The sequence below is a fragment of the Streptomyces sp. NBC_01450 genome, assembly GCF_036227505.1.
In the GTDB taxonomy this organism is placed as follows: Bacteria; Actinomycetota; Actinomycetes; order Streptomycetales; family Streptomycetaceae; genus Streptomyces.
In genome coordinates this window covers 2,469,421-2,495,952 of the sequence record NZ_CP109480.1, presented here as the reverse complement: position 1 = coordinate 2,495,952, position 26,532 = coordinate 2,469,421, and the positions used below count along the sequence as shown (strand labels likewise).

The window sequence follows — 26,532 nt, the reverse complement described above, 5'->3', positions numbered from 1 at the left end:
GAGCGCGGAGGCCCCGACGAAGGAGGGGCCGAGCACGGTCGCGCTCTCGACAAAGGCTTTGCCGCCCCGGAGGCGAACCGAGCCCTAAAAAAAAGGGGGGGTCGGGGCCCCTACGGCGCAGGGGGCGCTCCCCGCCGGTCGGGGCCCCGCCGCCGTGTCGCGGGGAGCAGGTCAGCCCTGGGCGGCCGCGGCCCGCAGGGCGATGCGGTGCTCGCCCGCGTACACGTTCATGGAGGGGCCGCGCAGGAAGCCCACCAGGGTCAGCCCGGTCTCGGCGGCCAGGTCCACCGCCAGCGAGGACGGTGCCGAGACGGCCGCCAGTACGGGGATGCCCGCCATGACCGCCTTCTGCGCCAGCTCGAAGGAGGCCCGGCCCGACACCAGCAGGATCGTGCGGGAGAGCGGGAGGTCGCCGCGTTGCAGGGCACGCCCCACCAACTTGTCGACCGCGTTGTGCCGGCCCACGTCCTCCCGCACGTCGAGCAGTTCCCCGTCCTCGGTGAACAGGGCCGCCGCGTGCAGACCCCCGGTCCGGTCGAAGACCCGCTGGGCCGCGCGCAGCCGGTCGGGGAGGCCGGCGAGGAGAGCGGGCTCCAGCCGGACCGGGGGAGCCTCGGCGCCGTCGTCGATGGCCCAGCGGGCCGTCGTGCGGACCGCGTCCAGGCTCGCCTTGCCGCACAGACCGCAGGACGAGGTCGTGTAGACGTTGCGCTCCAGGGTGATGTCGGGCATCACGACGCCCGGCGCTGTCCGGACGTCCACGATGTTGTACGTGTTCGACCCGTCCACCGTGGCGCCCGCACAGTAGACGATGTTCTGCAGCTCGTCGGCCTCGCCGAACACCCCCTCGCTGACGAGGAAGCCCGCGGCGAGCGCGAAGTCGTCGCCCGGGGTGCGCATGGTGATCGCGAGCGGTTTCCCGTTGAGGCGGATCTCCAGTGGCTCCTCGGCGACGAGCGTGTCCGGGCGGGTGGAGACAGCCCCGTCCCGGATGCGGATCACCTTGCGTCGTTCCGTGACTCGTCCCATGTCCTGATCAGTCCCGGTTCTGTACGTGCTGGTAGCCGAAGCGGCCCTTGATGCAGAGATTGCCGTGGGTCACCGGGTTGTCGTGCGGGGAGGTGACCTTGACGATCTCATTGTCCTGCACGTGCAGGGTGAGGTTGCAGCCCACACCGCAGTACGCGCACACCGTCGTCGTCTCGGTCTGCGCCGACTCGTCCCATGTACCCGCGGCCCGCATGTCGAACTCCGACTTGAACGACAGCGCCCCCGTCGGGCACACCTCGATGCAGTTGCCGCAGTACACGCACGCCGAGTCGGTCAGCGGGGCGTCGTGCTCGACGGCGATCCGGGCGTCGAAACCGCGCCCCGCGACCGAGATCGCGAAGGTGTTCTGCCACTGGTCGCCACACGCGTCGACGCACTTGTAGCAGAGGATGCACTTGTCGTAGTCGCGGACATAGAGGTCGTTGTCGATCTTCGGTTCCTCGTCGAGGCGCGCCGCGTCGGGGCCGAAACGGTCCGGTTTCGCCTCGTACTCCTTGATCCACCCGGCCACCTCCGGGGTGGTCGACAGGTCGACCGAGGAGGCGAGGAGCTCGATGACGACCTTGCGGCTGTGGCGGGCGCGTTCGGTGTCCGTCCGCACCTCCATGCCCGGCTCCGCCTTGCGGGAGCAGGCCGGGACGAGGGTCCGGGCGCCCTCGAGCTCGACGACACAGACCCGGCAGGCGTTCTTGGGGGTGAGCGTGTCGCCCTGGCAGAGGGTGGGGACGTCCTTGCCCGCCGCCCGGCAGGCGTCGAGGATCGTCGAGCCCTCGGGAACCCTGGTCTCCTGCCCGTCGAGGGTGAACTCGACGAGCCGACGCGGCACTCCCAGCGGTATCGCGGTCATTCGTAGGCCCCCAAGCGGTCGATCGCGGACTCCACGGCATTCCACGCGGTCTGCCCGAGACCGCAGATCGAGGCGTCCCGCATCGCGCGGCCGACCTCTCTGAGCAGGGCGATGTCGTCGGCGGCAGCCGCGCCGGTCCGCTCGGCGATCCGGTGCAGCGCCTCCTCCTGCCGTACGGTCCCGACCCGGCACGGCACGCACTGCCCGCACGACTCGTCGCGGAAGAACTCGGCGATGCGCAGCAGGAGGCGGGGGAGCGGGACCGTGTCGTCGAAGGCCATGACCACGCCCGAGCCGAGAGTCGTGCCCGCCGCCCGGGTCCCCTCGAAGGTGAGCGGGATGTCCAGCTCGTCGGGGCGTACGAAGCCGCCCGCCGCGCCGCCGAGCAGCACCGCGCGCAGCCGCTCCCGTACGCCCGCCAGTGCCAGCAGCTCGCCCAGGGTCGATCCGAACGGCAGTTCGTAGATTCCGGGCCGGTCCACGCTGCCCGACACGCAGTACAGCTTCGGACCGGTGGAGCCCGGGGTGCCGATCGCCGCGTACGCCTCGGCCCCCCTCGTCAGGATCGGCAGGACGTTCACCAGGGTCTCGACGTTGTTCTCGGCGGTGGGTCTGCCGAACAAACCCTTCTCCACAGGGAAGGGCGGTTTGGAACGCGGCTCTCCTCTGTACCCCTCGATCGAGTTGAACAGGGCGGTCTCCTCGCCGCAGATGTACGCGCCCGCGCCCCGCCGGATCTGGATGTCGAAGGCGTACCCGTGGCCGAGGATGTCGTCGCCGAGCAGACCACGCGCGCGTGCCTGCCCGATGGCGTGCTCCATGCGGTGCAGGGCGCGCGGGTACTCGCCGCGCAGATAGAGGTAACCCTTGTGCGCGCCGACGGCGTACGCCGCGACCGTCATCGCCTCGACGAGCGCGTACGGGTCGCCCTCCATGACGACCCGGTCCTTGAAGGTCCCCGGCTCGGACTCGTCGGCATTGCACACCAGGTAGTGCGGACGGTCGGGCTGGGACGCCGTGGCCTGCCATTTGCGGCCGGTGGGGAAGGCGGCGCCGCCACGCCCGACCAGGCCCGCGTCGGTGACCTCACGGATGACCCCGGCGGGCCCGAGCGCGAAGGCCCGCCGCAGCGCCGCGTACCCGCCGTGCGCCCGGTAGTCGTCGAGCGAGGCGGGATCGACCACGCCGACACGGCTCAGCAGCACGAGGGAGGGATCGCCCGCCTGGGGCACCGCGAAGGCCGCGGGCGGCTCCTCGGGCGCCGAGTCGGGGGCGTTCGCCGCCTCCGCCGCCCGCGCGACGGTGGTGGGCGCCGAGACGGCCGTACGCACCGGATCGCCCGCTCTGACCGCGAGGGCCGCTGGAGCGCGCTCGCACAGACCCAGGCAGGGGCTGCGCTCGACACCGACGCCGCTGCCGGGCCCGAGGCGGGCCTCGACCCCGGCGCACAGCTCCGCCGCTCCCGCCGCCGCGCACGCGAGGTCCGTGCACACGTGGAGCACGGTCGCGGGGCGCGGTTTCACCGAGAACATCGCGTAGAAGGTCGCGACCCCGTACGCCTCCGCCGGCGGCACGGTCAGCCGGCGGCACAGATAGTCGAGCGCACCCTCGCTGATCCAGCCGATCCGGTCGTTGACGGCGTGCAGCCCCGGCAACAGCAGGTCGCGGCGTTCGCGTGCCTCCCGGCCGCCGCGCGCCCACCTGAGGTCGGCGGCCCTCATCTCGTCGCGCGCGGCGCCCTCCCACGAGGACTGCGGAGGACCGAGCAGAGCGTCGACAGCCGCCCGCTCCTCGTCCGTCGGCTTGCTGTCACCGAAGTGCAGATCCACCACATCACCTCACTTGAGTCGCGACCGGCAGCTTCTCGATCCGGATGGCCGACGCCTTGAACTCCGCCGTCCCCGCGATCGGGCAGTTCGCCTCGATCGTCAGCTGGTTGGTGTCCACCTCGTCGGGAAAGTGCATGGTCATGAACGCGAGTCCGGGCCGCAGCGCCGTGTCGATCCACACGGGTGCCACGACCGATCCCCGGCGCGAGGAGACCTGGACCTTCTCGCCCACCACGACCCCGTAGCGCTCCGCGTCCTCCGGGCAGAGCTCGACGTACTCGCCGCGCCGCAGCGGCGAGGCGAAACCGCCGCTCTGCACCCCGGTGTTGTACGAGTCGAGCCGCCGCCCGGTGGTGAGCCGGATCGGGTACCGCTCGTCCGTCAGGTCGACGGGCGGGTCGTGCTGGACCAGCCCGAAGGGTGCGGGCCGCCCGCGCTCGGCGGGGTCGGACGACCACAACCGGCCGTGCAGGTAGGTGGGTTCGAGGCGCGCGATGTCGGGGCAGGGCCACTGGATGCCCTGGTGCTTTGCCAGGCGTTCGTACGTCATCCCGTAGTGGTCCGGCGACACCGACCGCAGCTCGTTCCAGACGGCCTCGGCGTCCTCGTACTTCCATTCGTGCCCGAGGCGCGCGGCGAGGTCACAGAGGATGTCGATGTCCTCACGGGCCTCACCGGGCGGAGTCACCGCGGCGCGTACACGCTGCACGCGCCGTTCGCTGTTGGTGGTCGTACCCTCCGTCTCCGCCCATCCGGCGGTCGCGGGCAGCACGACGTCCGCCAACTGGGCTGTCTTTGTCAGGAATATGTCCTGCACGATGAGGAAGTCGAGGGCACCGAGCCGCCGTACCGCCTGCTCGCTGTCCGCCTCCGACTGCGCCGGGTTCTCACCGATGCAGTAGACAGCCTTGAGCGTGCCCTCCTCCATGGCCTCGAACATCTCCGTCAGGTTCAGCCCGTAGTGCGGCTGGATGACGGTGTCCCAGGCGGACTCGAACTTCAGCCGTGCCCCGGGGTCGAGGATGTCCTGGAAGCCGGGGAGGCGGTTGGGGATGGCGCCCATGTCGCCGCCGCCCTGCACGTTGTTCTGCCCACGCAGGGGCTGGAGTCCGGAGCCGTGGCGGCCGACATGCCCCGTCAGCAGGGACAGGTTGATCAGCGCGCGGACGTTGTCGGTGCCGTTGTGGTGCTCGGTGATGCCGAGGGTCCAGCACAGCTGGGCGCGCTCGGCCCGTGCGTAGGCGTGCGCCAACTGCCGTATCGCCGCCGCCGGTACGCCCGTCACCTTCTCGGCCAGCGACAGCGTCCAGGGCTCGACGAGCGCCTTGTACTCCTCGAAGCCGCTGGTGGCCCGCTCGATGAAGGCGTGGTTGGCGAGGCCCGCGTGGATGATCTCGCGGCCGATCGCGTGCGCCATCGGGATGTCGGTGCCGACGTTCAGACCGAGCCAGCTCTCCGCCCACTCGGCCGTGGACGTACGGCGCGGGTCGACCGCGTACATCCGGGCGCCGTTCCTGATCCCTTTCAGCACGTGCTGGAAGAAGATCGGGTGCGCGAAGCGGGCGTTGGAGCCCCACATCACGATGAGGTCGGTCTCCTCCGCCTCCGCGTACGAGGAGGTGCCGCCGCCGGAGCCGAAGGCGGCGGAGAGACCCGCGACGCTCGGGGCGTGGCAGGTGCGGTTGCAGGAGTCGACGTTGTTCGTGCCCATCACGACCCGGGCGAACTTCTGGGCCACGTAGTTCATCTCGTTGGTCGCGCGGGCGCAGGAGAAGAGGCCGAAGGCGCCCCGGGCGGCATTCAGTCCCGCAGCCGCGCGGGTCAGGGCCTCGTCCCAGCCGGCCCGCCGGAAGGGCTCGTCGCGCGTGTCACGGACCAGGGGGTGCGTGAGCCGGGCGTAGATCTTCGATTCGCGTTTCCTCATGCGGCGCTCCTCAGCGCGAGCAGGTCCGAGATGGCGTGGACGGTGCGCAGGGTGGGCACCTCGACGCCGGTGATGTCCGCCAGCTCGACGACCGCCGCCAGCAGTACGTCCAGTTCGAGCGGCTTGCCGCGCTCCAGGTCCTGGAGCGTGGAGGTGCGGTGGTCGCCGACGCGCTCGGCGCCGGCCAGCCGCCGTTCGATGGAGACGCCCACCTCACAGCCGAGCGCCTCGGCGACGGCGAGCGTCTCGGTCATCATGATCTCGATGACCTTGCGGGTGCCGCCGTGCAGACACATCTGCCGCATCGTCGCGCGGGCCAGCGCGCTGATCGGGTTGAAGGAGATGTTGCCGAGCAGCTTGAGCCAGATGTCGTTGCGCAGGTCCCGTTCGACCGGGCACTTGAGGCCGCCGGCCGTCATGGCCTCGCTGAACGCCGTGCACCGCTCGGACAGGGAACGGTCGGGCTCACCGACGGAGAACCTGGTGCCCTCCAAGTGCCGTACGACGCCCGGTCCTTCCAGCTCGGTCGCGGCGTACACGACGCACCCGATGGCCCGTTCGGGCGCGAGCACCGCACTGACCGCGCCGTCCGGGTCCACGCTCTCCACACGGTGGCCGTCGTGCGGGCCGCCGTGCCGGTGGAAGTACCACCAGGGGATGCCGTTCTGGGCGGCGATCACCGCCGTGGTGTCGTGCAGCAGAGGCTCGATCAGCGGCCCGCACGCCGCGTACGAGTTGGCCTTGAGGCCGAGCAGGACGTAGTCGACCGGGCCGACCTCGGCCGGGTCGTCGGTGGCATGGGCGCGCGCGGTGAAGTCGCCGCGCGGGCTGAGGACTTGGACTCCGTGCTGCCTCATGGCCGCAAGATGCGGTCCACGGGCGATGAGGTGCACATCGGCGCCGGCGCGGTGCAGCGCGGCGCCGACGTAGGCGCCGATCGCACCGGCGCCGAGAACGGCGACTTTCACTGTGGCTCGCTCCGTTCGGTCGAGGGTACCGAGGAACTGCCGAACTCTGTCGACGAAATATTGTCTACAGTATGGGACTTGGGGCAGCAAGACTTCGCGCAGCACCTGGACAGACCATCGGCAGGGCCAAGGACCGACCGACCGTTCGTCGCGCGATGGATACCGCTCACCGCATACCGTCGACGAGTTGGTGTCGAACGGCTTCACAACCGGGCAACCGCTTCCTATCGTCCGGGATCATGAGTCCCCCTGTCGCGCCACCCGGCTGGAGCCGCTGGCTCGTCCCGCCCGCCGCGCTGTCCGTCCACCTCTCCATCGGCCAGGCCTACGCCTGGAGCGTCTTCAAGCCGCCGCTCGAATCCGCGCTCGGCCTCAGCGGGACCCAGAGCGCGCTGCCCTTCCAGCTCGGCATCGTCATGCTCGGACTGTCCGCCGCGTTCGGCGGCACCCTCGTCGAGCGCAACGGACCGCGCTGGGCGATGACCGTCGCCCTGGTCTGCTTCTCCACCGGCTTCCTGATCGCCTCGCTCGGCGCCGCCACCGAGCAGTACTGGCTGATCGTCTTCGGCTACGGCTTCGTCGGCGGCATCGGCCTCGGCATCGGCTACATCTCGCCCGTGTCGACCCTGATCAAGTGGTTCCCGGACCGGCCCGGCATGGCCACCGGCATCGCGATCATGGGCTTCGGCGGCGGCGCGCTCATCGCCTCGCCGTGGTCCGCGCAGATGCTGAAGTCCTTCGGTTCCGACTCCTCCGGCATCGCGCTCGCCTTCCTCGTGCACGGGCTGTCGTACGCCGTCTTCATGACGCTCGGCGTCCTGCTGGTACGGGTACCGCGCGGCGACAAGGCGCCGGTGAAGGCCGCGCCCGGGCCCCTGGACGGGGTGCAGGTGTCCGCCAACAGCGCCGTGCGGACCCCGCAGTTCTGGTGCCTGTGGGTCGTGCTCTGCATGAACGTGACCGCGGGCATCGGCATCCTGGAGAAGGCCGCCCCGATGATCACGGACTTCTTCGCGGACACCTCCACCCCGGTGTCGGTCTCCGCCGCCGCGGGCTTCGTGGCGCTGCTCTCGGCCGCGAACATGGCGGGCCGGATCGGGTGGTCCTCCACCTCCGACCTGATCGGCCGCAAGAACATCTACCGCGTCTACCTCGGCGTGGGCGCGGTCATGTATCTGCTGATCTCGCAGTTCGGGGACTCCTCCAAGCCCCTGTTCATCATCTGCGCCCTGGTGATCCTCTCCTTCTACGGCGGCGGCTTCGCGACGATTCCCGCCTACCTGAAGGACCTCTTCGGCACCTACCAGGTCGGCGCCATCCACGGCCGACTGCTCACCGCCTGGTCCACGGCCGGCGTCCTCGGTCCGCTGATCGTCAACTGGATCGCGGACCGGCAGAAGGAGGCGGGCAAGCATGGTGCCCAGCTCTACGACACCTCGTTCCTGATCATGATCGGGCTGCTGGTCGTCGGGTTCGTCGCCAACGAGCTGGTGCGACCCGTCGATGCCCGCCACCACATCCCCGCCCCGAGGGAGGCCGCCGATGACGACTCCGTCCAGCCCCAGCAGTCCGCCTGACCGCCGTCCGTTGATCGCCTTCGCCTGGCTGTGGGTGGGGGCGCCCCTGTGCTACGGCCTGTATGAGCTCGTACTCAAGGCGAAGCAGCTGTTCACGGGGTGAGGGGCGTACGCGTGCGGACGGTGTTCGGGTGTCCGAGGGTCTGACAGAAGCCGACAAGCCTGACGCCGCTTTCCTGTGCCAACACCTGCCGTCGTACCCGTGAGTCACTGATCAGACTGGAGGATCCCCCTACCCAAGGCATCGAGGGAGACCCCCCAATGAACGGCTCACGCATCGCGGCCGTCGGCCACTACCAGCCCGCCAAGGTACTCACCAATGAGGACCTGGCGGGCCTGGTCGACACCAGTGACGAGTGGATCACCAGCCGGGTGGGCATCCGCACGCGCCACATCGCCGGTCCCGACGAGCCCGTCGACGAGCTGGGCGCGCACGCCGCGGCCAAGGCGCTCGCGGCGGCGGGTCTGACCGCGGGCGACATCGACCTGGTGCTGGTCGCCACGTCCACGGCGATCGACCGTTCCCCGAACATGGCCGCCCGGGTCGCCGCCCGCCTCGGCGTGCCCTCCCCGGCCGCCATGGACGTCAACGTGGTCTGCGCGGGCTTCACGCACGCGCTCGCCACCGCCGACCACGCCGTGCGCGCGGGGGCGGCGACCCGTGCCCTCGTCATCGGCGCGGACAAGATGTCCGAGGTCACGGACTGGAGCGACCGTACGACCTGTGTCCTGGTCGGGGACGGGGCGGGAGCCGCGGTGGTCGAGGCCGCCGCCCCGGGCACCGAGCCCGGGATCGGGCCGGTCCTGTGGGGATCGGTGCCCGAGATGGGGCGCGCCGTGCGCATCGAGGGCACGCCCCCGCGGTTCGCGCAGGAGGGGCAGAGCGTCTACCGCTGGGCGACGACACGGCTCCCGGTGATCGCCCGGCAGGCGTGCGAGCGGGGCGGGCTCGCGCCCGAGGACCTCGCCGCGGTCGTGCTGCACCAGGCGAACCTGCGCATCATCGAACCCCTCGCCGCGAAGATCGGCGCCGTGAACGCCGTCGTCGCGCGCGATGTCGTCGACTCCGGCAACACCTCCGCCGCCAGCATCCCGCTCGCCTTCTCCAAGCTTGTCGAACGCGGCGAGATCAGCACCGGAGACCCGGTGCTCCTCTTCGGCTTCGGCGGGAACCTCTCGTACGCGGGACAGGTCGTCCGCTGCCCCTGACGTGCACCGACAACCCGGTGTGACGAGTCCGACTCTCCCCGGGCCTGGCCACGGTGCGCCGTAGACTGTAGACGAAAGACAATCGATACTGTCTTTTGACACGTGCTTTCCGGTGACGGTGACGGCTACGGCTACGGCGACGGTGGCAGTGGCGGTGGCGGGATGGCTCGGCAGGAGGGGACCATGATGTTGTCGACAGGACTGCCGCCGGGGGCGGTGCCCAAGCTCGAACGGCCCGGCCCGCTGCGCGACCGCGTCTACGAGGCGTTGCTCGAACTCATCACGACCCGCGCCCTCCAGCCGGGCCAGCACCTGGTCGAGAGCGAGCTCGCCGGGCACCTCGGGGTCTCCCGGCAGCCGGTCCGCGAGGCGCTGCAGCGGCTGAACACGGAGGGGTGGGTCGATCTTCGGCCCGCCCAGGGCGCCTTCGTGCACGAGCCGACCGAGGAGGAGGCCGACCAGCTCCTCACGGTCCGTACGCTGCTCGAGGCCGAGGCCGCCCGGCTCGCCGCCGCCAACGCGGGCACCGCCGGCATCACCGCCCTCGAGGAGCTCTGCGCCGAGGGCGAGCGCGCGGTCGCCGCCGACGACGTGGACGGCGCGGTCGCGTTGAACGCCCGCTTCCACGCGAAGGTCATGGAGCTCGCCGGCAACACCGTCCTCGCCGAGCTGGCCGCCCAGGTCGACCGCCGGGTCCGCTGGTACTACACCCCGGTCGCCCGGCAGCGCGGCCACCAGTCCTGGATCGAGCACCGCGACCTCATCGCGGCCATCGCCGCCCGTGACGAACCCCGCGCCACCCAGGTGATGCGCGCCCACACGGAGCACACGCGCAAGACGTACCACGAGCGCGAGAAGTAACCCACCCGAGAAGTAGCTCCCAAGAAGTAACCCCCAAGAAGTAACCCACCTCATTCGGGTGCCCGCCCTGTGAGTCGGCCTCGTCGTGTCCCGGACCTGGCTTTGTCCACTCAGTGGAGAAAGTTGAGGGCAATCTCTGCGCGACTTCTTCCCAGTCCCGGCAGCCGCTGCTACGTTCCCATCGAAAGCAAGCCACAGTGATGTGGCCAAAATCCGTTGGACGCTGGCCGATTGAGGCGGGGAGGGGCTCGTGAGACGCATGACGGCACGACCCGCGAACGCGCACCAGGCGCGACTGCTGCGCCTGCTCCGGGACGGCGGACCCAACTCCCGTGCCCAGCTCGGCGATCAGGTCGACCTCTCCCGGTCGAAGCTGGCCGTCGAGGTGGAACGGCTCCTGGAGACCGGGCTCGTGGTCGCCGATGGCCTCGCCGCATCCCGCGGCGGCCGCCGCTCCCACAACATCCGGCTCGCCCCGGCGCTGCGCTTCCTCGGCGTCGACATCGGGGCGACCTCGATCGACGTGGCCGTCACCAACGCGGAGCTGGAGGTCCTGGGGCACATCAATCAGCCCATGGACGTACGCGAGGGCCCGGTCGCCGTCTTCGAGCAAGTCCTGGCCATGGCAGCCAAGTTGAGGTCATCGGGACTCGCGGAGGGATTCGACGGCGCCGGGATCGGCGTCCCGGGCCCGGTCCGCTTCCCCGAGGGCGTTCCGGTCGCACCGCCGATCATGCCCGGCTGGGACGGCTTCCCGGTCCGCGAGGCGCTCAGCCAGGACCTGGGCTGCCCCGTCATGGTCGACAACGACGTGAACCTCATGGCGATGGGGGAGCAGCACGCGGGCGTCGCCCGTTCCGTGGGCGACTTCCTCTGCGTCAAGATCGGCACCGGCATCGGCTGCGGCATCGTCGTCGGCGGTGAGGTCTACCGCGGCACGACGGGCAGCGCCGGCGACATCGGCCACATCCAGGCCGTGCCCGACGGGCGTCTGTGCGCCTGCGGCAACCGGGGCTGCCTGGAGGCCCACTTCAGCGGGGCCGCGCTCGCCCGGGACGCCACGGAGGCCGCCCAGCAGGGGCTTTCGGCGGAGCTCGCCGCACGGCTGGAGGCGGCGGGCACACTGAGCGCCGTCGACGTCGCCGCCGCGGCCGCCGCGGGCGACGCCACCGCCCTCGGGCTGATCCGCGAGGGCGGCAACCGCACGGGGCAGGTCATCGCCGGCCTCGTCTCGTTCTTCAACCCGGGTCTGGTGGTGATCGGCGGAGGCGTCACCGGTCTCGGCCATACGCTGCTCGCCGCGATCCGCACCCAGGTGTACCGCCAGTCGCTGCCACTGGCGACCGGCAACCTTCCCATCGTGCTGGGGGAGTTGGGGCCGGCCGCCGGGGTCATCGGCGCGGCCCGGCTCATCAGCGACCACTTGTTCTCGCCCGCGTAACCCTGCCAGAGCCGCACCAAAAGCCATCTCACCAAAGCCGCCCCACCAAAGCCGTCCCACTAAAGCCACCCCACCTGTACAGCGCCCTGCTCTGCCCTGCCCGAAAACGCCCGCTCCGCGGGCGCATCACCCTGAAACCGGCCCGCACGCCCGCCAAGGGGAACCGTCATGGCACCAGAACCACCGCTGCTCACCATGTCCGGCATCACCAAGTCGTTCCCCGGAGTCCGGGCCCTCGACGGCGTCGACCTCGACGTCCAGGCCGGCGAGGTCCACTGTCTGCTCGGCCAGAACGGGGCCGGGAAGTCCACCCTCATCAAGGTCCTGGCCGGCGCCCACCAGCCCGACGGCGGCACCATCGGCTGGCGCGGCGAACCCGTCACGCTCCGCTCCCCGATCGCCGCCATGCGCCTCGGCATCGCCACCATCTACCAGGAACTGGACCTGGTGGAGGGCCTGTCGGTGGCCGAGAACGTCCACCTCGGCCATGAACCCACCGCCGCCGGCTTCGTCGTACGGGGAAAGGCGGCCAAGGCGTCAACGGCGCGGCTGCTCCACCGACTCGGCCACCCGGAGATCGACCCGGCGCGCCTCGTCGGTGAGCTGTCGGCCGCCCAGCAGCAGATCGTCTCCATGGCACGGGCGCTCTCCCACGACGTACGCCTCATCGTCATGGACGAGCCGTCCGCGGCCCTCGACCCCGACGAGGTCGACAACCTCTTCCGTATCGTCGGCGACCTCACCGCGGACGGCGTCGCCGTCGTCTACATCTCGCACAGGCTGGAGGAGATCCGCCGCATCGGCGACCGGGTGACCGTACTGAAGGACGGCCGCGCGGTGGCGGGCGGGCTGCCCGCGAAGTCCACCCCGACCCGCGAGGTGGTGGCGCTGATGACGGGCCGCAACGTCGAGTACGTCTTCCCACAACGGCCCACGCGACCGGCTACGTCCGAGCCGGTGCTCAAAGTCCAAGGACTCGCACGGGCAGGCGAGTTCGAGCCCCTCGACCTCGAACTGCGGCCCGGTGAGATCGTCGGCCTGGCCGGGCTCGTCGGCTCCGGGCGCTCCGAGATCCTGGAGACGATCTACGGGGCCCGCAAGCCGACAGCGGGTCGAGTCAGCGTCGACGGACGACAGTTGCGACCGGGCAGCGTACGCGCCGCCGTGCGCGCCGGACTCGGACTCGCCCCCGAGGAGCGCAAGGCACAGGGCCTGCTGATGCTGGAGTCCGTCACCCGCAATGTGTCCGTGTCCTCCATGTCGCGCTACTCGCACGGGGGTTGGATCGACCGGAGCGCCGAGCGAGGCGCCGCCCGTGCCGCGACACGCGAGCTGTCGCTGCGCCCCGACAACCCGTCCGTCCCGATCCGGACGCTGTCCGGCGGCAACCAGCAGAAGGCCGTCCTGGCCCGCTGGCTGCTGCGCGGCTGCCGTGTCCTGCTGCTCGACGAGCCGACCCGCGGTGTCGACGTCGGCGCCCGCGCCGAGCTGTACGCGGTCATCCGCCGCCTCGCCGACGAAGGCCTCGCCGTGCTGCTCGTGTCGAGCGAGGTGCCCGAGGTGCTGGGGCTCGCCGACCGCGTGCTGGTGCTCAGGGAGGGCCGTGTCGTGCACACGGCGCCCGCCCAGGAGCTCGACGAACACCGCGTACTCGACCTTGTCATGGAAGGAAGCCCGGCGTCATGACGCAGCCCGTGTCCCCGCCCCGGGGCGGCACCGACAAGATGTCGCCGATGGGCGAACTCCCCGCGTGGCGCACCCTCGTGGCCCGCGCCGACGTCCGCACCCTCTCGCTTCTCGGAGTGCTCGTCGCCCTGATCGTCATCGGCGGCATCACCAAGCCCGACGAGTTCCTCGACACTCGCAACCTCCAACTCGTCCTCACCCAGGCCTCGGTGATCGGCGTGGTCACCGTGGGCATGACCTTCGTCATCACCTCCGGAGGCATCGACCTGTCGGTCGGCGCGATCGTCGCGCTGTCCTCGGTGTGGGCCACGACGGTCGCCACCCAGGAGTACGGTTTCGCGGGCGTCCTCTTCACCGCGGTACTCGTCGGTGTGGGATGCGGCCTGGTCAACGGCCTGCTCATCGCGTACGGCGGGATGGTCCCGTTCATCGCGACGCTCGCCATGCTCGCCTCCGCCCGCGGCCTCGCCCTGCAGATCACCGACGGCAAGACCCAGATCGTCACCATCGACGGGATCCTGAAGCTCGGCGAACGTGACTCGTACATTCTCGGCATCCCACCGCTGGTACTGGTCTTCGCCGTCGTCACGATCATCGGCTGGCTGATTCTCAACCGCACCACCTTCGGCCGCCGCACGGTCGCGGTCGGCGGCAACGCGGAGGCGGCCCGGCTCGCCGGCATCGACGTACGACGCCAGCGGCTGTATCTCTACCTGCTCTCCGGACTGTGCTGCGGCGTCGCCGCCTTCCTGCTGATCATCCTGTCCGGCTCCGGCCAGAACACCAACGGCAACCTGTACGAACTCGACGCCATCGCCGCCGCGATCATCGGCGGGACCCTGCTCAGTGGGGGCCGCGGCACCATCACCGGCTCGGTGCTCGGTGTCCTGATCTTCACCACGATCACCAACATCTTCGCGCTGAACAACCTGCAGAGCGACGTCCAGCAGATCGCCAAGGGCGCGATCATCGTCGCCGCGGTCCTGGTCCAGCGGCGTACGGCAGCAAGCAGCACCTGACACGGCAGCAAGCAGCACCTGACACGGGAGCAAGCAGCACCTGACACGGGAAGGGCCCACCGCCATGCCAGAATCCACGAGCTCCACCAGCTTCACGAGCCGCAGAGGCCTCCTCTTCGGGACCGCCGCCGCCTCGGCCGGCGCCCTCCTGGTCGGCTGTACCAGCAACGACACCAAGGACGAGAAGACGGCCGCGGACAGCCGGCCGGCCGCCGACGACAAGCCGGGCAATCACGTCACCATCGGCTTCGCGGGCCCGCAGGCCGACCACGGCTGGCTCAACGCGATCAACGACAACGCCAAGAGCCGCGCCAAGAAATACTCGGACGTGACGCTGGAGATCACCGAGGGTTCCAACGACACGGCCGCGCAGATCGGCCAGATCGAGACACTGATCAACAAGAAGGTCGACGTGCTGGTGGTGCTGCCCGCCGACGGCAAGGCCCTCACCCAGGTCGGTCTGAAGGCGATGCGCGCGGGCATCCCGGTCGTCAACCTCGACCGCATCTTCAACACCCCACAGGCGTACCGTTGTTGGATCGGCGGCGACAACTACGGCATGGGCCTCAGCGCCGGCCACTACATCGGCGAGAAGCTGAAGGACAAGCAGGACGCCAAGGTCATCGAACTCGCCGGGCTCGACAACCTGGAACTCACCAAGCAGCGCACCCAGGGCTTCGACGCGGCCCTGAAGAACTACCCCAACATCAAGAAGGTCGCCCGTCAGGCCGCCGACTTCACCGTCGAGTCCGGACAGGCCAAGATGGCCCAACTCCTTCAGGCGCAGTCGAAGTTCGATGCCCTGTGGAACCACGACGACGACCAGGGCGTGGGCGCGCTGCGTGCCATCAAGCAGGCCGGGCGCGACGACTTCCTGATGGTCGGCGGGGCGGGCGCGCTCTCCGCCTTCCAGGCCATCGACGCCGACAACAGCGTCCTGAAGGCCACCGTCCTCTACCCGCCGACGATGGCCGCCTCCGCGATCGACCTCGCTCGCGCGCTCGGCCAGGGCAAGGGGATCGGCGGTCTCGCCGAGTTCGAGATCCCGGCCTCGCTCACGCTCTACTCGGCAGTCGTCGACAAGGACAACGTCGGCCAGTACATGTCCACCGGCTTCAGGTGATCCGTCCCGCTCACACCCCCCACAGCGTCACGACGACGAGGAGGACATCCGTATGGGACAGCCGCACCAGGGCGAGGCAGCCGGGGTGGAGGCGGGGCTCGTGCCCGGGGCCGAGGCGGCCGGGACGAACGCGGGCAAGCCGACGCTCGGCGTGGGCATGGTCGGATACGCCTTCATGGGCGCCGCCCACTCCCAGGGCTGGCGCACCGTGGGCCGCGTCTTCGACCTGCCGCGCCGCCCGGTCCTCGCCGCCGTCTGCGGCCGGGACGCGAGCGCGGTGCGGGCCATGGCCGACCGGCAGGGCTGGGCGGCGGCCGAGACCGACTGGCGGGCCCTGATCGCCCGGGACGACGTCGACCTCGTCGACATCTGCACCCCCGGCGACAGCCATGCCGAGATCGCCCTCGCCGCCCTGGCCGCCGGCAAACACGTACTGTGCGAGAAGCCCCTCGCGAACACGGTCGAGGAGGCGCAGGCGATGACGGAGGCCGCCGAGGCGGCCTTCGCCCGCGGCCAGATGTCCATGGTCGGCTTCAACTACCGCCGACTGCCCGCGACTTCACTCGCCCGGAAGATGGTCGCCGAAGGGCGGCTCGGAGCCCTGCGACACGTGCGGGTGACGTACCTTCAGGACTGGCTGGTGGATCGGGAGTTCCCGCTCACCTGGCGGCTGCGCAAGGAGCTCGCGGGATCGGGTGCGCTCGGCGACCTCGGAGCCCACATCGTCGACCTCGCCCAGTACCTGGCGGGCGAGCCGGTCGTCGGGGTCTCGGCGCTCACCGAGACGTTCGTACGGGAGCGCCCGCTGCCCGCCGGAGCGTCGAGCGGTCTGTCCGCGGTGTCGGAGACGAGCCCGCGGGCGGGGGGAGTCGGCACGGTCACCGTCGACGACGCCGCCCTGTTCACCGGCCGCTTCGCCTCCGGCGCCCTCGCCTCCTTCGAGGCGTCCCGCTTCGCGACCGGGCGCAAGAACTCCCTGCGCATCGAACTCAACGGCGAGCGCGGCTCGCTCGCCTTCGACCTGGAACGGCTCAACGAGCTCTCGTACCACGACCACACCGAAGCCGGCACGCACGCGGGCTTCCGCCGGATCCTCGTCACCGAGCCCGACCACCCCTACCTGGACGCCTGGTGGCCGCCGGGCCACGGCCTCGGCTACGAGCACACCTTCACCCACCAGGCCCGCGACCTGGTGCGGGCCATCGGCGCGGGCCGGCGACCCGAACCGTCCTTCGCCGACGGGCTGCGGGTGCAGCGCGTCCTCGCGGCGGTGGAGGAGAGCGCCGAGAAGAACTCCGTCTACACACCCATCGCGGTCTGAGGAGGCCCCGGACATGCCGCGCACCTTCACACTCTTCACCGGCCAGTGGGCCGACCTGCCCCTCGAGGACGTCTGCCGCCTCGCCCGTGACTTCGGCTACGACGGACTCGAACTCGCCTGCTGGGGCGACCACTTCGAGGTCGACAAGGCGCTCGCGGACCCCTCGTACATCGACTCCCGGCACGCGCTTCTCGACAAGTACGGCCTCAAGTGCTGGGCGATCTCCAACCATCTGGTCGGCCAGGCCGTCTGCGACGCCATCATCGACGAGCGGCACCAGGCGATCCTGCCCGCCCGGATCTGGGGCGACGGCGAACCCGAGGGCGTACGGCAGCGGGCCGCCGCCGAGATCGCCGACACCGCGCGCGCCGCGGCGGCCTTCGGCGTCGACACCGTCGTCGGCTTCACCGGCTCGGCGATCTGGCACCTGGTCGCGATGTTCCCGCCCGCCCCCGAGTCGATGATCGCGCGCGGCTACGAGGACTTCGCGACGCGCTGGAACCCCATCCTGGACGTCTTCGACGCGCAGGGCGTCCGGTTCGCACACGAGGTCCACCCGAGCGAGATCGCCTACGACTACTGGACAACACAGCTGGCGCTCAAGGCAGTCGACCACCGTCCGGCGTTCGGTCTGAACTTCGACCCCTCGCACTTCGTGTGGCAGGACCTGGACCCGGTCGGCTTCCTCTACGACTTCCGCGACCGGATCTACCACGTCGACTGCAAGGAAGCCCGCAAGCGGCTCGACGGCCGCAACGGGCGCCTCGGCTCGCACCTGCCCTGGGGCGACCCCCGGCGCGGCTGGGACTTCGTGTCGGCGGGACACGGCGACGTCCCCTGGGAGGACGTCTTCCGCATGCTCCGCTCCATCGACTACACGGGCCCCATCTCGGTCGAGTGGGAGGACGCCGGCATGGACCGGCTCCAGGGCGCACCCGAGGCCCTGACCCGTCTCAAGGCGTACGACTTCGAGCCGCCGTCGGCATCCTTCGACGCGGCGTTCGGCGGCAACGACTGACTTCTCCTGTGTCTCCGGGGTGACGGCGCACCCCGGCGCAAGCACCCGCTCGTACAACCAGCCCCTTTCTGGAGGCATTCGTGCACGGGAAAGACCGCGCCACCCGCACCGACAGAACCGAGACCCACAGACGACGCTCCGTATCCCGCCGGGCGCTCGCCCTGCTGAGCGGCGCGCTGCTCGCGGCCGCCTCGCTCACCCTCACCGCACCCCCGGCCGGCGCAGCCGTCGCCGACCCGGGGAACGCGGCGGCGGAGGACTTCCAGCAGGTCACGCTCGCCAAGGGCGAGCCCGAGGTCGGCGAGCCCATGTCGCTCGCCGTGCTTCCCGACCGCTCGGTCCTGCACACCTCGCGCGACGGCGAACTCCGCCTCACCGACGCGGCCGGAAACACCAGGCTCGCCGGCAAACTCGACGTCTACACGCACGACGAGGAAGGCCTGCAGGGCGTCGGCATAGACCCGGGCTTCGCCGACAACCGCTTCATCTACCTCTACTACGCGCCGCCCCTGAACACCCCGGCGGGTGACGCCCCCGAGACGGGCACGGCGGCCGACTTCGCACCCTTCGACGGCGTCAACCGTCTCTCCCGCTTCGTCCTCAAGACGGACGGCACCCTCGACACCGCCAGTGAGAAGAAGATCCTCGACGTCCAGGCCACCCGCGGCATCTGCTGTCACGTCGGCGGCGACATCGACTTCGACGCGGCGGGGAACCTGTACCTGTCGACCGGGGACGACTCCAACCCCTTCCAGTCCGACGGCTTCACGCCCATCGACGAGCGCCCCGACCGCAACCCGGTCTTCGACGCCCAGCGCTCGGCCGGCAACACCAACGACCTGCGCGGCAAGATCCTGCGCATCAAGGTCAATGCCGACGGCTCGTACGCCATCCCCGACGGCAACCTGTTCCCGCCCGGCACGGACAAGACACGGCCCGAGATCTACGCGATGGGTTTCCGCAACCCGTTCCGCTTCAGCGTCGACAAGGCGACGGGCATCGTCTACGTCGGTGACTACGGCCCCGACGCGGGCGCGGCCGACCCGGCGCGCGGCCCCGGCGGCCAGGTCGAGTTCGCGCGTGTCACCGGCCCCGGCAACTTCGGCTGGCCGTACTGCACGGGCAAGAACGACGCCTACGTGGACTACGACTTCGCGACGAAGACCTCCGGCGCCGCCTTCGACTGCGACGCCCCGAAGAACACCTCCCCGCACAACACGGGGCTGACGGACCTGCCCCCGGCCCAGTCCGCCTGGATCCCCTACGACGGCGCCTCCGTCCCGGAGTTCGGCAGTGGCTCGGAGTCCCCGATGGGCGGCCCGGTCTACCACTACGACGCCACGCTCGACTCGCCCGTGAAGTTCCCGCAGGCGTACGACGGGAACTTCTTCGCCGGAGAGTTCGGCCGCCGCTGGATCAAGCGCATCGCGAGCGATTCCACCGGCACGGTGCAGTCCATCAACTCCGTACCGTGGACCGGCACGCAGGTGATGGACATGACGTTCGGACCGGACGGCGCCCTGTACGTCCTCGACTACGGCACCGCCTGGTTCGGCGGCGACGAGAACTCGGGCCTCTACCGCATCGAGAACGCCACCGACGGCCACTCGCCCGTCGCACAGGCCGCGGCCGACCGCACCTCGGGGCAGGCCGCTCTCAAGGTCGGCTTCTCCTCGGCCGGTTCGTCCGACGCGGACGGCGACGCCCTCACCTACAGCTGGGACTTCGGCGACGGCGGCACGTCGACGGCGGCGAACCCGTCCCACAAGTACAGGACGAACGGCACCTACACGGCGACGGTGACCGCCAAGGACGCGACCGGCCGCACCGGCAGCGCGAGTGTGCAGATCGTGGTCGGCAACACCGCACCCAAGGTCGTGATCGAACAACCGCGTGACGGCCAGCTGTTCAGCTTCGGTGACCCGGTGCCGTTCAAGGTGAAGGTCACCGACCCCGAGGACGGCCGCGCGATCGACTGCGCCAAGGTGAAGGTCACCTTCATCCTCGGACACGACAGCCACGGCCACCCGCTCACCTCGGCGAACGGCTGCTCCGGCACCCTCCAGACCAGCGCCGACGGCGGCCACGACGAGGACGCCAACATCTTCGGAGTCCTCGACGCCGAATACACCGACGGCGGGGGCGGCGGCCAGGCCCCGCTGACCACCCACGACCAGAACGTGCTCCAGCCCAAGCACCGCCAGGCCGAGCACTACGGCAAGGCCTCCGGCATCACCGTCCAGTCCAAGGCCACCGCGCACGGCGGCAAGACCGTCGGCGACATCGACAACGGCGACTGGATCTCCTTCACGCCCTACTCCCTGAGCGACGCCCAGAAGATCACGGCACGCGTCTCCTCCGCCGGCGCGGGCGGCACCCTCGAGATCCGCGCGGGCTCCCCGACCGGCCGGGTGCTGGGCCGGGCGACCGTACCGGTGACGGGTGGCTGGGACACCTTCCAGGACGTGAGCGCCGATCTCGCACACGCCCCGCGCGGCACCACCACGCTCTACCTCGTCTTCAAGGGGAGCGCCACCGGAGCGCTCTACGACGTGGACGACTTCACCTTCACGACGAGCTGACGGGGGGGTGACGGTCATGCGCACATCGCTACGCATGCTGACCGTGGGTGCCGCTGCCGCCCTGCTCCTCGGCTGTGTGTCGGGACCGGCGGCGTCGAAGGGCGCGGACGGCCCCGACAGAAGCCGGGTGCTGGTCTTCTCGAAGACCGCGGGCTTCCGGCACGACTCGATCCCCGAGGGGATCGCGGCCGTACGGGAGCTCGGGGCGACGGGCGGCTTCACGGTCGACGCCACGGAGGACGCGGGCGCCTTCACCGCACGCAACCTGGCGCGGTACGAAGCCGTCGTCTTCCTCTCGACGACCGGTGACGTCCTCGACACCACCCAACAGGCCGCCTTCGAGCGGTACATCAAGCGGGGCGGCGGCTATGTGGGCATCCATGCGGCCGCCGACACCGAGTACGACTGGGCCTTCTACGGCGGCCTCGCGGGCGCGTACTTCCAGTCGCACCCCGCGATCCAGCCCGCGACGGTCACCGTCGAGGACCGGTCCCACCCGGCGGCCTCGCAGCTCCCGAGATCCTGGGAGCGCACGGACGAGTGGTACAACTACCGCTCGAATCCGCGCGAGCGGGCCCATGTCCTCGCCTCGCTCGACGAGTCCTCGTACACCGGCGGCACGATGAGCGGCGACCATCCGATCGCCTGGTGCCAGGAGTACCGGGGCGGCCGCGCCTTCTACACCGGGGGCGGCCACACCAAGGAGTCCTACGCCGAACCCGCTTTCCGGCAGCACCTGCTGGGCGGCATCCGGTACGCCATCGGCGCCGCCCAGGCCGACTGCCGCCCGGAGAACGGCTACCGGCCGCTCTTCGACGGCACGGCCGGGTCGCTGGCGGCGTGGAGACAGGCGGGCCCGGGTTCGTTCTCGCTGAGCGACGACGGCACGCTGACGTCGCACGACGGCCTGGGGATGCTCTGGTACGCCGGTTCCGGGTTCGGCTCGTACTCGCTGAAGCTGGACTGGCGGGTGGCCGGGGACGACAACTCCGGAGTGTTCGTCGGGTTCCCGGAGTCCGACGACCCCTGGTCGGCCGTCGACAACGGCTACGAGATCCAGATCGACGCGACCGACGCCCCCGACCGCACCACCGGGGCCGTGTACAGCTTCCAGTCCGCCGACCTCAAGAAGCGCGACCGCGCGCTGAACCCGCCGGGGGAGTGGAACACGTACGAGATCCGTGTGGAGGGCGAGCGCCTCCGCGTCTGGCTCAACGGCGTGAAGATCAACGATTTCACCAACACCGATCCGGTACGAAGCCTTCGCGACGGACACATCGGCCTCCAGAACCACGGAGCCGACGACCAGGTGTCCTTCCGCGACGTCCGGATCAAGGAACTGCCCGCGAAGGGCGACTGACCGGCGGCGGGCGGGGGACGCCGGACCCTCGCCCGCCGTCTCGCTCCACCGCGCTTCTCTCTCCTCCCCTGTGTGGCTGACGTACGACAAGGAGGCTGCCCATGTCACCCATGCCCGCGTCCCTTTCCGAACCTCGGGTGGGGGTGTGGCTGATCGGAGCCCGCGGCTCCGTCGCCACCACCGTCATCGCGGGCTGCGCGGCTCTCACCGCCGGCCTGCACCCCCCGACGGGCATGGTCACCGAGACATCCCTCTTCGCCGAGTGCGGCCTGCCCAGCCTGTCCTCCCTCGTCTTCGGCGGCCACGACACCATCGACTGCCCCCTGCCGAAACGGGCCGAGGCACTGGCAGCCGGCGGTGTCCTCCCGCACGGCCTCCCCGCGGCGATCGTGGCCGAACTGGAGGCCGCCGACGCGGAGATCCGCCCCGGCGGCCCCGTCCCCGACGACACACGGGACGAGTCCGAACTGGTGGACGCCTTCGCGGCCGACCTGCGCGATTTCGTACGACGACGGGGCCTGACCCGGGCGGTCGTGGTGAACGTGGCCTCCACCGAACCGGTACCGGTGGGCCCCGCCCTGCCCCCGAGCTCGCTCTACGCGGCGGCGGCGCTGGCGGCCGGCTGCCCCTACGTGAACTTCACCCCGTCCACCGGCCTGCACCACCCGGCGCTGGCCTCGTCGGCACGCGCCGGCCGCCTCCCGTACGCCGGCCGCGACGGCAAGACGGGCCAGACCCTGCTGCGGTCGGTGCTCGGCCCGATGTTCGCGCAGCGCGCGCTGGCGGTCCGTGCCTGGTCCGGCACCAACCTGCTCGGCGGCGGTGACGGCGCCTCCCTCGCCGACCCGGCCGCCGCCGCGGCCAAGAACGCCGGCAAGGAACGCGTCCTCGCGGACACCCTGGGCGGTGCCCCGCAGGGCGAGGTCCACATCGACGACGTACCGGCCCTCGGCGACTGGAAGACCGCCTGGGACCACATCGCCTTCGACGGCTTCCTCGGCACCCGGATGATCCTCCAGACCACCTGGCAGGGCTGCGACTCCGCACTGGCGGCGCCCCTGGTCCTCGACCTCGCCCGCCTGGTGTCCCGCGCGCACGAGGCCGGTCTCTCCGGCCCCCTGAGCGAACTCGGCTTCTACTTCAAGGACCCGATGGGAGACGGGCCCGCGGCGCTGGGTGAGCAGTACGCGGCCCTCGCGGGTCTCGCGGGGCGGCTCCGCGCAGTCCCCGGGGAGACCCGATGACGCCGCACTCCCGCGGACCGGACCGACCGTCCACGACGAGCCCGACGCCGAACCGGAGCCCGCGAGCGAGTACACCCGCCAGGGCCTGGGCCGAACTCCTGCGCCTGCCCGCCCTGTTCACCGTCCTGGGCGACGCCCTCGCCGGAGCCGCGACCACCGGCGCCCGCCCCGACTCCCGCACCCTGCTCGCCATCGCCTCCTCCCTCTGCCTGTACGAGGCGGGCATGGCCCTCAACGACTGGGCCGACCGGACCGAGGACGCCCTCGAACGCCCGCACCGCCCGCTGCCGTCCGGACGCATCCGACCGTCCGCGGCCCTGACCGCCGCGGGCGCCCTCACGGCGGCGGGCCTGGCCCTGGCTGCACGCGCCGGACGCCCGGCCCTCACGGTCGCGGCCCCCCTCGCGGCCACCGTCTGGGCGTACGACCTGGCGCTCAAACGGACGCCCGCCGGGCCGGCGGCGATGGCCACCGCCCGGGGCCTCGATCTGCTCCTCGGCGCGACGGCCACCGGCGGCAGCGCCCGCCCCGCCCTGCCCGCGGCGCTGACCCTGGCCACCCACACCCTTGCGGTGACCACGGTGTCCCGCGGCGAGACCCGCGGCGGTTCGCCGCTCGCACCGCTCGCCGCGCTCGCCACGACGGGCACGCTCGCCTGGCGGTTGACGAGGACCCCGGGAGCCTCGGGCGAGGCCCCCTCCCGGCACCCCGCCGCGGACGCCCTGCACACCGCCTTCACCGCCGCCTTCGTCACCACCTCGGGCCGCCCCCTCCTCCACGCCGCCCTCAACCCCTCACCCCCGCTCACCCAGCGAGCCGTCGGCGGCGGAATCCGCGCCATGATCCCCCTCCAGGCCGCCCTCGCGGCCCGCTCCGGTGCCCTGACCTCCGCCCTTCTCACGGCCGCCCTCGCCCCGGCGGCCCGCCACTTCGCGAGAAGGGTGAGCGTCACATGACCACAGCACCCCGGCCCACGAACCCCGGCCTCCACCCCCTCCGCTTCGGCTACGGCACCAACGGCCTCGCCGACCTCCGCCTCGACGACGCCCTCGCACTCCTCGCGGACCTCGGCTACGACGGCGTCGGCCTGACCCTCGACCACATGCACCTGGACCCCCTCGCCCCGGGCGTCGCCGCCCGCACCCGGAAGGTGGCCCGGAGGCTGGACACCCTCGGCCTCGGCGTCACCGTGGAGACCGGCGCCCGCTATGTCCTCGATCCGCGCCGCAAGCACGGCCCCTCGCTCCTCGACCCGGACCCGGCCGACCGGGCCCGCCGCGTCGACCTCCTCATCCGCGCCGTCCGGATCGCCGCCGACCTCGGCGCCCACGCCGTCCACTGCTTCAGCGGCGTACTCCCGGCCGACAGGGCCGCGACGGCCAACCCACCCAACACGGCCGAAGCAGCCAACCCGGCCGCCACGGCCAACCCGGCCGAGGACATCGCCTGGAAGCACCTCGCCGAGGCACTCACCCCCGTGCTGGACGCGGCCACCCACGCCGGCATCCCGCTCGCCGTCGAACCCGAACCCGGTCATCTCCTCGCCACCCTCGCCGACTTCCACCACCTGCGCCGCGTCCTCGGCGACCCGCCCGCCCTCGGCCTCACCCTCGACATCGGCCACTGCCAGTGCCTGGAGCCCCTGCCGCCCGCCGACTGCGTCCGCGCCGCCGCGCCCTGGCTGCGGCACGTCCAGATCGAGGACATGCGCCGCGGCTACCACGAACACCTCCCGTTCGGGGACGGGGAGATCGACTTCCCACCCGTACTCGAAGCCCTGGCCGCCACCGGCTACCAGGCGCTGACCGTCGTCGAACTGCCCCGCCACTCCCACGCGGGCCCCCACTTCGCCGCACAGTCCCTCCCGTTCCTCCACCGCGCGGCCCGGGCGATCCCCGCAGGCGCCGAAGGGAGCACCCCGTGAACCACCACCCGCACGCACCCCACGGCAGCACGGCGAACCACCCGGCCGAACCCGCCCTCGCCGCCCTGCACGCCCGCCTGAACACCTCCCTCGCTCCGCCCGCCCGCGCCTGGCTGGACCAGGCCCTCGACGAGGCCGCCGACCACCCCGGCACCCACGGACCCATCTCCGTCTGGGAACTGCGGATCGCCGAGGCGGGCCGCCGCTGCGGCCCCGAGCACGCCGACGCCGTCCGCGTGCTCCTCCTGCACGCCGCCCGCGCCGACCCGGACGCACTCGCCCGCGTCTACCGGCAGGGCACGGCCGCCGAACGCCGGGCCGTCCTGCGCGCCCTGCCCCACCTCGTGCCCGGCCCCGACGCACTGCCCCTCGTCGAGGACGCCCTGCGCACCAACGACACCCGGCTCGTCGCCGCCGCCCTCGGCCCCTACGCCGCACGCCACCTGGACGCCCACACCTGGCGGCACGCCGTCCTCAAATGCCTGTTCACCGGCGTACCCGTGGACGTCGTGGCCGACCTGGCGCCGCGCGCCCACGCGGACGCCGAACTCGCCCGGATGCTCGGCGACTACGCGCGGGAACGCACCGCCGCGGACCGTCCCGTCCCCGAGGACCTGCACCGCGTCCTGGCCCTGACCGAGCCCACCGCCGCCCCCGCAGGCCCGTGCGGTACCTCCCGCACATCCGGCAAGGAGTCCTGATGCGCATCTTCGACCCCCACATCCACATGACGTCACGGACCACCGACGACTACGAGGCCATGCACACCGCGGGTGTCCGCGCCCTCGTCGAGCCCTCCTTCTGGCTCGGCCAGCCCCGCACCTCGGTCGCCTCCTTCCTCGACTACTTCGACTCCCTTCTGGGCTGGGAACCCTTCCGCGCCGCCCAGTACGGCATCGCCCACCACTGCGCGCTCGCCCTCAATCCCAAGGAGGCGAACGACCCCCGCTGCGTCCCCGTCCTCGACGAGCTGCCCCGCTATCTCGTCAAGGACCAGGTCGTGGCCGTGGGCGAGATCGGCTACGACTCGATGACCCCCGCCGAGGACACCGCCCTCGCCGCCCAGCTGCAACTCGCCGCCGACCACGAACTCCCCGCGCTCGTCCACACCCCGCACCGCGACAAGCAGGCCGGCCTGCGCCGCACCCTCGACGTCGTCCGGGAGTCCGCCCTCTCCCCGGACCGCGTCCTGGTCGACCACCTCAACGAGAACACCGTCAAGGAAGCCAAGGACAGCGGCTGCTGGCTGGGCTTCTCCGTCTATCCCGACACCAAGATGGACGAGGAACGCATGGTCGCCGTCCTGAGGGAGTACGGGCCGGAGCAGGTACTCGTCAACTCGGCCGCGGACTGGGGCAGAAGCGACCCCCTCAAGACCCGCCGCGTCGCCGACGCCCTGCTGGCCGCCGGGTTCACCGACGACGACGTCGACCAGGTGCTGTGGCGCAACCCCGTCGCCTTCTACGGCCTCAGCGGACGGCTGAACCTCGACGTCACCACCCCCGACCTCACCCACGAAGGCAACTCCCTCCTCCGCGGCGGGGAGTGA

22 protein-coding genes are annotated in these 26,532 nt (G+C 71.3%); 17 read left to right on the top strand and 5 right to left on the bottom strand.

Annotated features, from left to right (window positions below; genetic code table 11):
- Nucleotides 1–171 precede the first annotated feature (171 nt).
- From fdhD to OG568_RS11435, 5 genes are read right to left on the bottom strand one after another with little or no spacing between them, the layout of a single operon-like run.
- Nucleotides 172–1,029 (bottom strand): formate dehydrogenase accessory sulfurtransferase FdhD, encoded by an 858-nt coding sequence (gene fdhD, locus OG568_RS11455; RefSeq protein ID WP_329531399.1) that lies wholly within the window; start codon nucleotides 1,027–1,029, stop codon nucleotides 172–174.
- Nucleotides 1,030–1,036: 7 nt separating this feature from the next.
- Complete coding sequence (locus tag OG568_RS11450; protein ID WP_329531398.1) at nucleotides 1,037–1,897, bottom strand: 2Fe-2S iron-sulfur cluster-binding protein; 861 nt, start codon at nucleotides 1,895–1,897, stop codon at nucleotides 1,037–1,039.
- Nucleotides 1,894–3,726, bottom strand: a complete 1,833-nt coding sequence (locus OG568_RS11445; RefSeq protein ID WP_329531397.1) for an NADH-ubiquinone oxidoreductase-F iron-sulfur binding region domain-containing protein — start codon at nucleotides 3,724–3,726, stop codon at nucleotides 1,894–1,896. Before OG568_RS11445 ends, OG568_RS11450 begins: the two co-directional genes overlap by 4 nt.
- Nucleotides 3,727–3,730: 4 nt before the next feature.
- Complete coding sequence (locus tag OG568_RS11440) at nucleotides 3,731–5,650, bottom strand: molybdopterin oxidoreductase family protein (protein WP_329531396.1); 1,920 nt, start codon at nucleotides 5,648–5,650, stop codon at nucleotides 3,731–3,733.
- Nucleotides 5,647–6,618: a 2-dehydropantoate 2-reductase gene (locus tag OG568_RS11435; protein ID WP_266587961.1), complete on the bottom strand. Its 972-nt coding sequence runs from the start codon at nucleotides 6,616–6,618 to the stop codon at nucleotides 5,647–5,649. Before OG568_RS11435 ends, OG568_RS11440 begins: the two co-directional genes overlap by 4 nt.
- Nucleotides 6,619–6,857: 239 nt before the next feature.
- Here OG568_RS11435 and OG568_RS11430 point away from each other — a divergent pair, with 239 nt between their 5' ends.
- The 17 genes from OG568_RS11430 to OG568_RS11350 all read left to right on the top strand — a co-directional run bounded on the left by OG568_RS11430 (nucleotide 6,858) and on the right by OG568_RS11350 (nucleotide 26,532).
- Nucleotides 6,858–8,195, top strand: coding sequence for an OFA family MFS transporter (locus tag OG568_RS11430; protein ID WP_329531395.1), 1,338 nt, complete (start codon nucleotides 6,858–6,860; stop codon nucleotides 8,193–8,195).
- Nucleotides 8,161–8,298, top strand: a complete 138-nt coding sequence (locus OG568_RS11425; RefSeq protein WP_165853968.1) for an MFS transporter small subunit — start codon at nucleotides 8,161–8,163, stop codon at nucleotides 8,296–8,298. The genes OG568_RS11430 and OG568_RS11425 overlap by 35 nt, the downstream gene beginning before the upstream one ends.
- Nucleotides 8,299–8,456: 158 nt before the next feature.
- The gene (locus OG568_RS11420) at nucleotides 8,457–9,404 is read left to right on the top strand and encodes a beta-ketoacyl-ACP synthase III (RefSeq protein WP_329531394.1); all 948 of its coding nucleotides are present in this window, start codon (nucleotides 8,457–8,459) and stop codon (nucleotides 9,402–9,404) included.
- 186 nt (nucleotides 9,405–9,590) lie between these two features.
- Nucleotides 9,591–10,265 carry a GntR family transcriptional regulator gene (locus tag OG568_RS11415; RefSeq protein WP_329536328.1) on the top strand — a complete coding sequence of 225 codons (675 nt, stop codon included), beginning with the start codon at nucleotides 9,591–9,593 and terminating at the stop codon, nucleotides 10,263–10,265.
- A 259-nt stretch (nucleotides 10,266–10,524) separates the two neighbouring features.
- Nucleotides 10,525–11,706: an ROK family transcriptional regulator gene (locus OG568_RS11410; protein WP_329531393.1), complete on the top strand. Its 1,182-nt coding sequence runs from the start codon at nucleotides 10,525–10,527 to the stop codon at nucleotides 11,704–11,706.
- 168 nt (nucleotides 11,707–11,874) lie between these two features.
- Nucleotides 11,875–13,392 (top strand): sugar ABC transporter ATP-binding protein, encoded by a 1,518-nt coding sequence (locus OG568_RS11405; RefSeq protein ID WP_329531392.1) that lies wholly within the window; start codon nucleotides 11,875–11,877, stop codon nucleotides 13,390–13,392.
- On the top strand, nucleotides 13,389–14,411 hold the full coding sequence (locus tag OG568_RS11400; RefSeq protein WP_329531391.1) for an ABC transporter permease: 1,023 nt from the start codon (nucleotides 13,389–13,391) through the stop codon (nucleotides 14,409–14,411). Before OG568_RS11405 ends, OG568_RS11400 begins: the two co-directional genes overlap by 4 nt.
- 64 nt (nucleotides 14,412–14,475) lie before the next feature.
- Complete coding sequence (locus OG568_RS11395; protein WP_329531390.1) at nucleotides 14,476–15,534, top strand: substrate-binding domain-containing protein; 1,059 nt, start codon at nucleotides 14,476–14,478, stop codon at nucleotides 15,532–15,534.
- A gap of 52 nt (nucleotides 15,535–15,586) precedes the next feature.
- A complete protein-coding gene (locus tag OG568_RS11390) occupies nucleotides 15,587–16,855 on the top strand; it encodes a Gfo/Idh/MocA family protein (protein ID WP_329531389.1) in 1,269 nt (422 codons plus the stop codon).
- Between the two features lie 13 nt (nucleotides 16,856–16,868).
- Nucleotides 16,869–17,873: a sugar phosphate isomerase/epimerase family protein gene (locus OG568_RS11385; protein ID WP_329531388.1), complete on the top strand. Its 1,005-nt coding sequence runs from the start codon at nucleotides 16,869–16,871 to the stop codon at nucleotides 17,871–17,873.
- Nucleotides 17,874–17,953: 80 nt separating this feature from the next.
- Nucleotides 17,954–20,455, top strand: coding sequence for a PQQ-dependent sugar dehydrogenase (locus OG568_RS11380; protein WP_329531387.1), 2,502 nt, complete (start codon nucleotides 17,954–17,956; stop codon nucleotides 20,453–20,455).
- A gap of 16 nt (nucleotides 20,456–20,471) precedes the next feature.
- On the top strand, nucleotides 20,472–21,815 hold the full coding sequence (locus OG568_RS11375; protein ID WP_329531386.1) for a ThuA domain-containing protein: 1,344 nt from the start codon (nucleotides 20,472–20,474) through the stop codon (nucleotides 21,813–21,815).
- A 110-nt stretch (nucleotides 21,816–21,925) separates the two neighbouring features.
- Entirely contained in the window at nucleotides 21,926–23,059 is a 1,134-nt protein-coding gene (locus OG568_RS11370) for an inositol-3-phosphate synthase (RefSeq protein ID WP_329536327.1), read from the top strand.
- The gene (locus tag OG568_RS11365; protein ID WP_329531385.1) at nucleotides 23,056–24,015 is read left to right on the top strand and encodes an SCO3242 family prenyltransferase; all 960 of its coding nucleotides are present in this window, start codon (nucleotides 23,056–23,058) and stop codon (nucleotides 24,013–24,015) included. Before OG568_RS11370 ends, OG568_RS11365 begins: the two co-directional genes overlap by 4 nt.
- Nucleotides 24,012–24,983: a sugar phosphate isomerase/epimerase family protein gene (locus OG568_RS11360; RefSeq protein WP_329531384.1), complete on the top strand. Its 972-nt coding sequence runs from the start codon at nucleotides 24,012–24,014 to the stop codon at nucleotides 24,981–24,983. Before OG568_RS11365 ends, OG568_RS11360 begins: the two co-directional genes overlap by 4 nt.
- Complete coding sequence (locus OG568_RS11355) at nucleotides 24,980–25,684, top strand: EboA domain-containing protein (RefSeq protein ID WP_329531383.1); 705 nt, start codon at nucleotides 24,980–24,982, stop codon at nucleotides 25,682–25,684. The genes OG568_RS11360 and OG568_RS11355 overlap by 4 nt, the downstream gene beginning before the upstream one ends.
- Nucleotides 25,684–26,532, top strand: a complete 849-nt coding sequence (locus OG568_RS11350; protein WP_329531382.1) for a TatD family hydrolase — start codon at nucleotides 25,684–25,686, stop codon at nucleotides 26,530–26,532. Before OG568_RS11355 ends, OG568_RS11350 begins: the two co-directional genes overlap by 1 nt.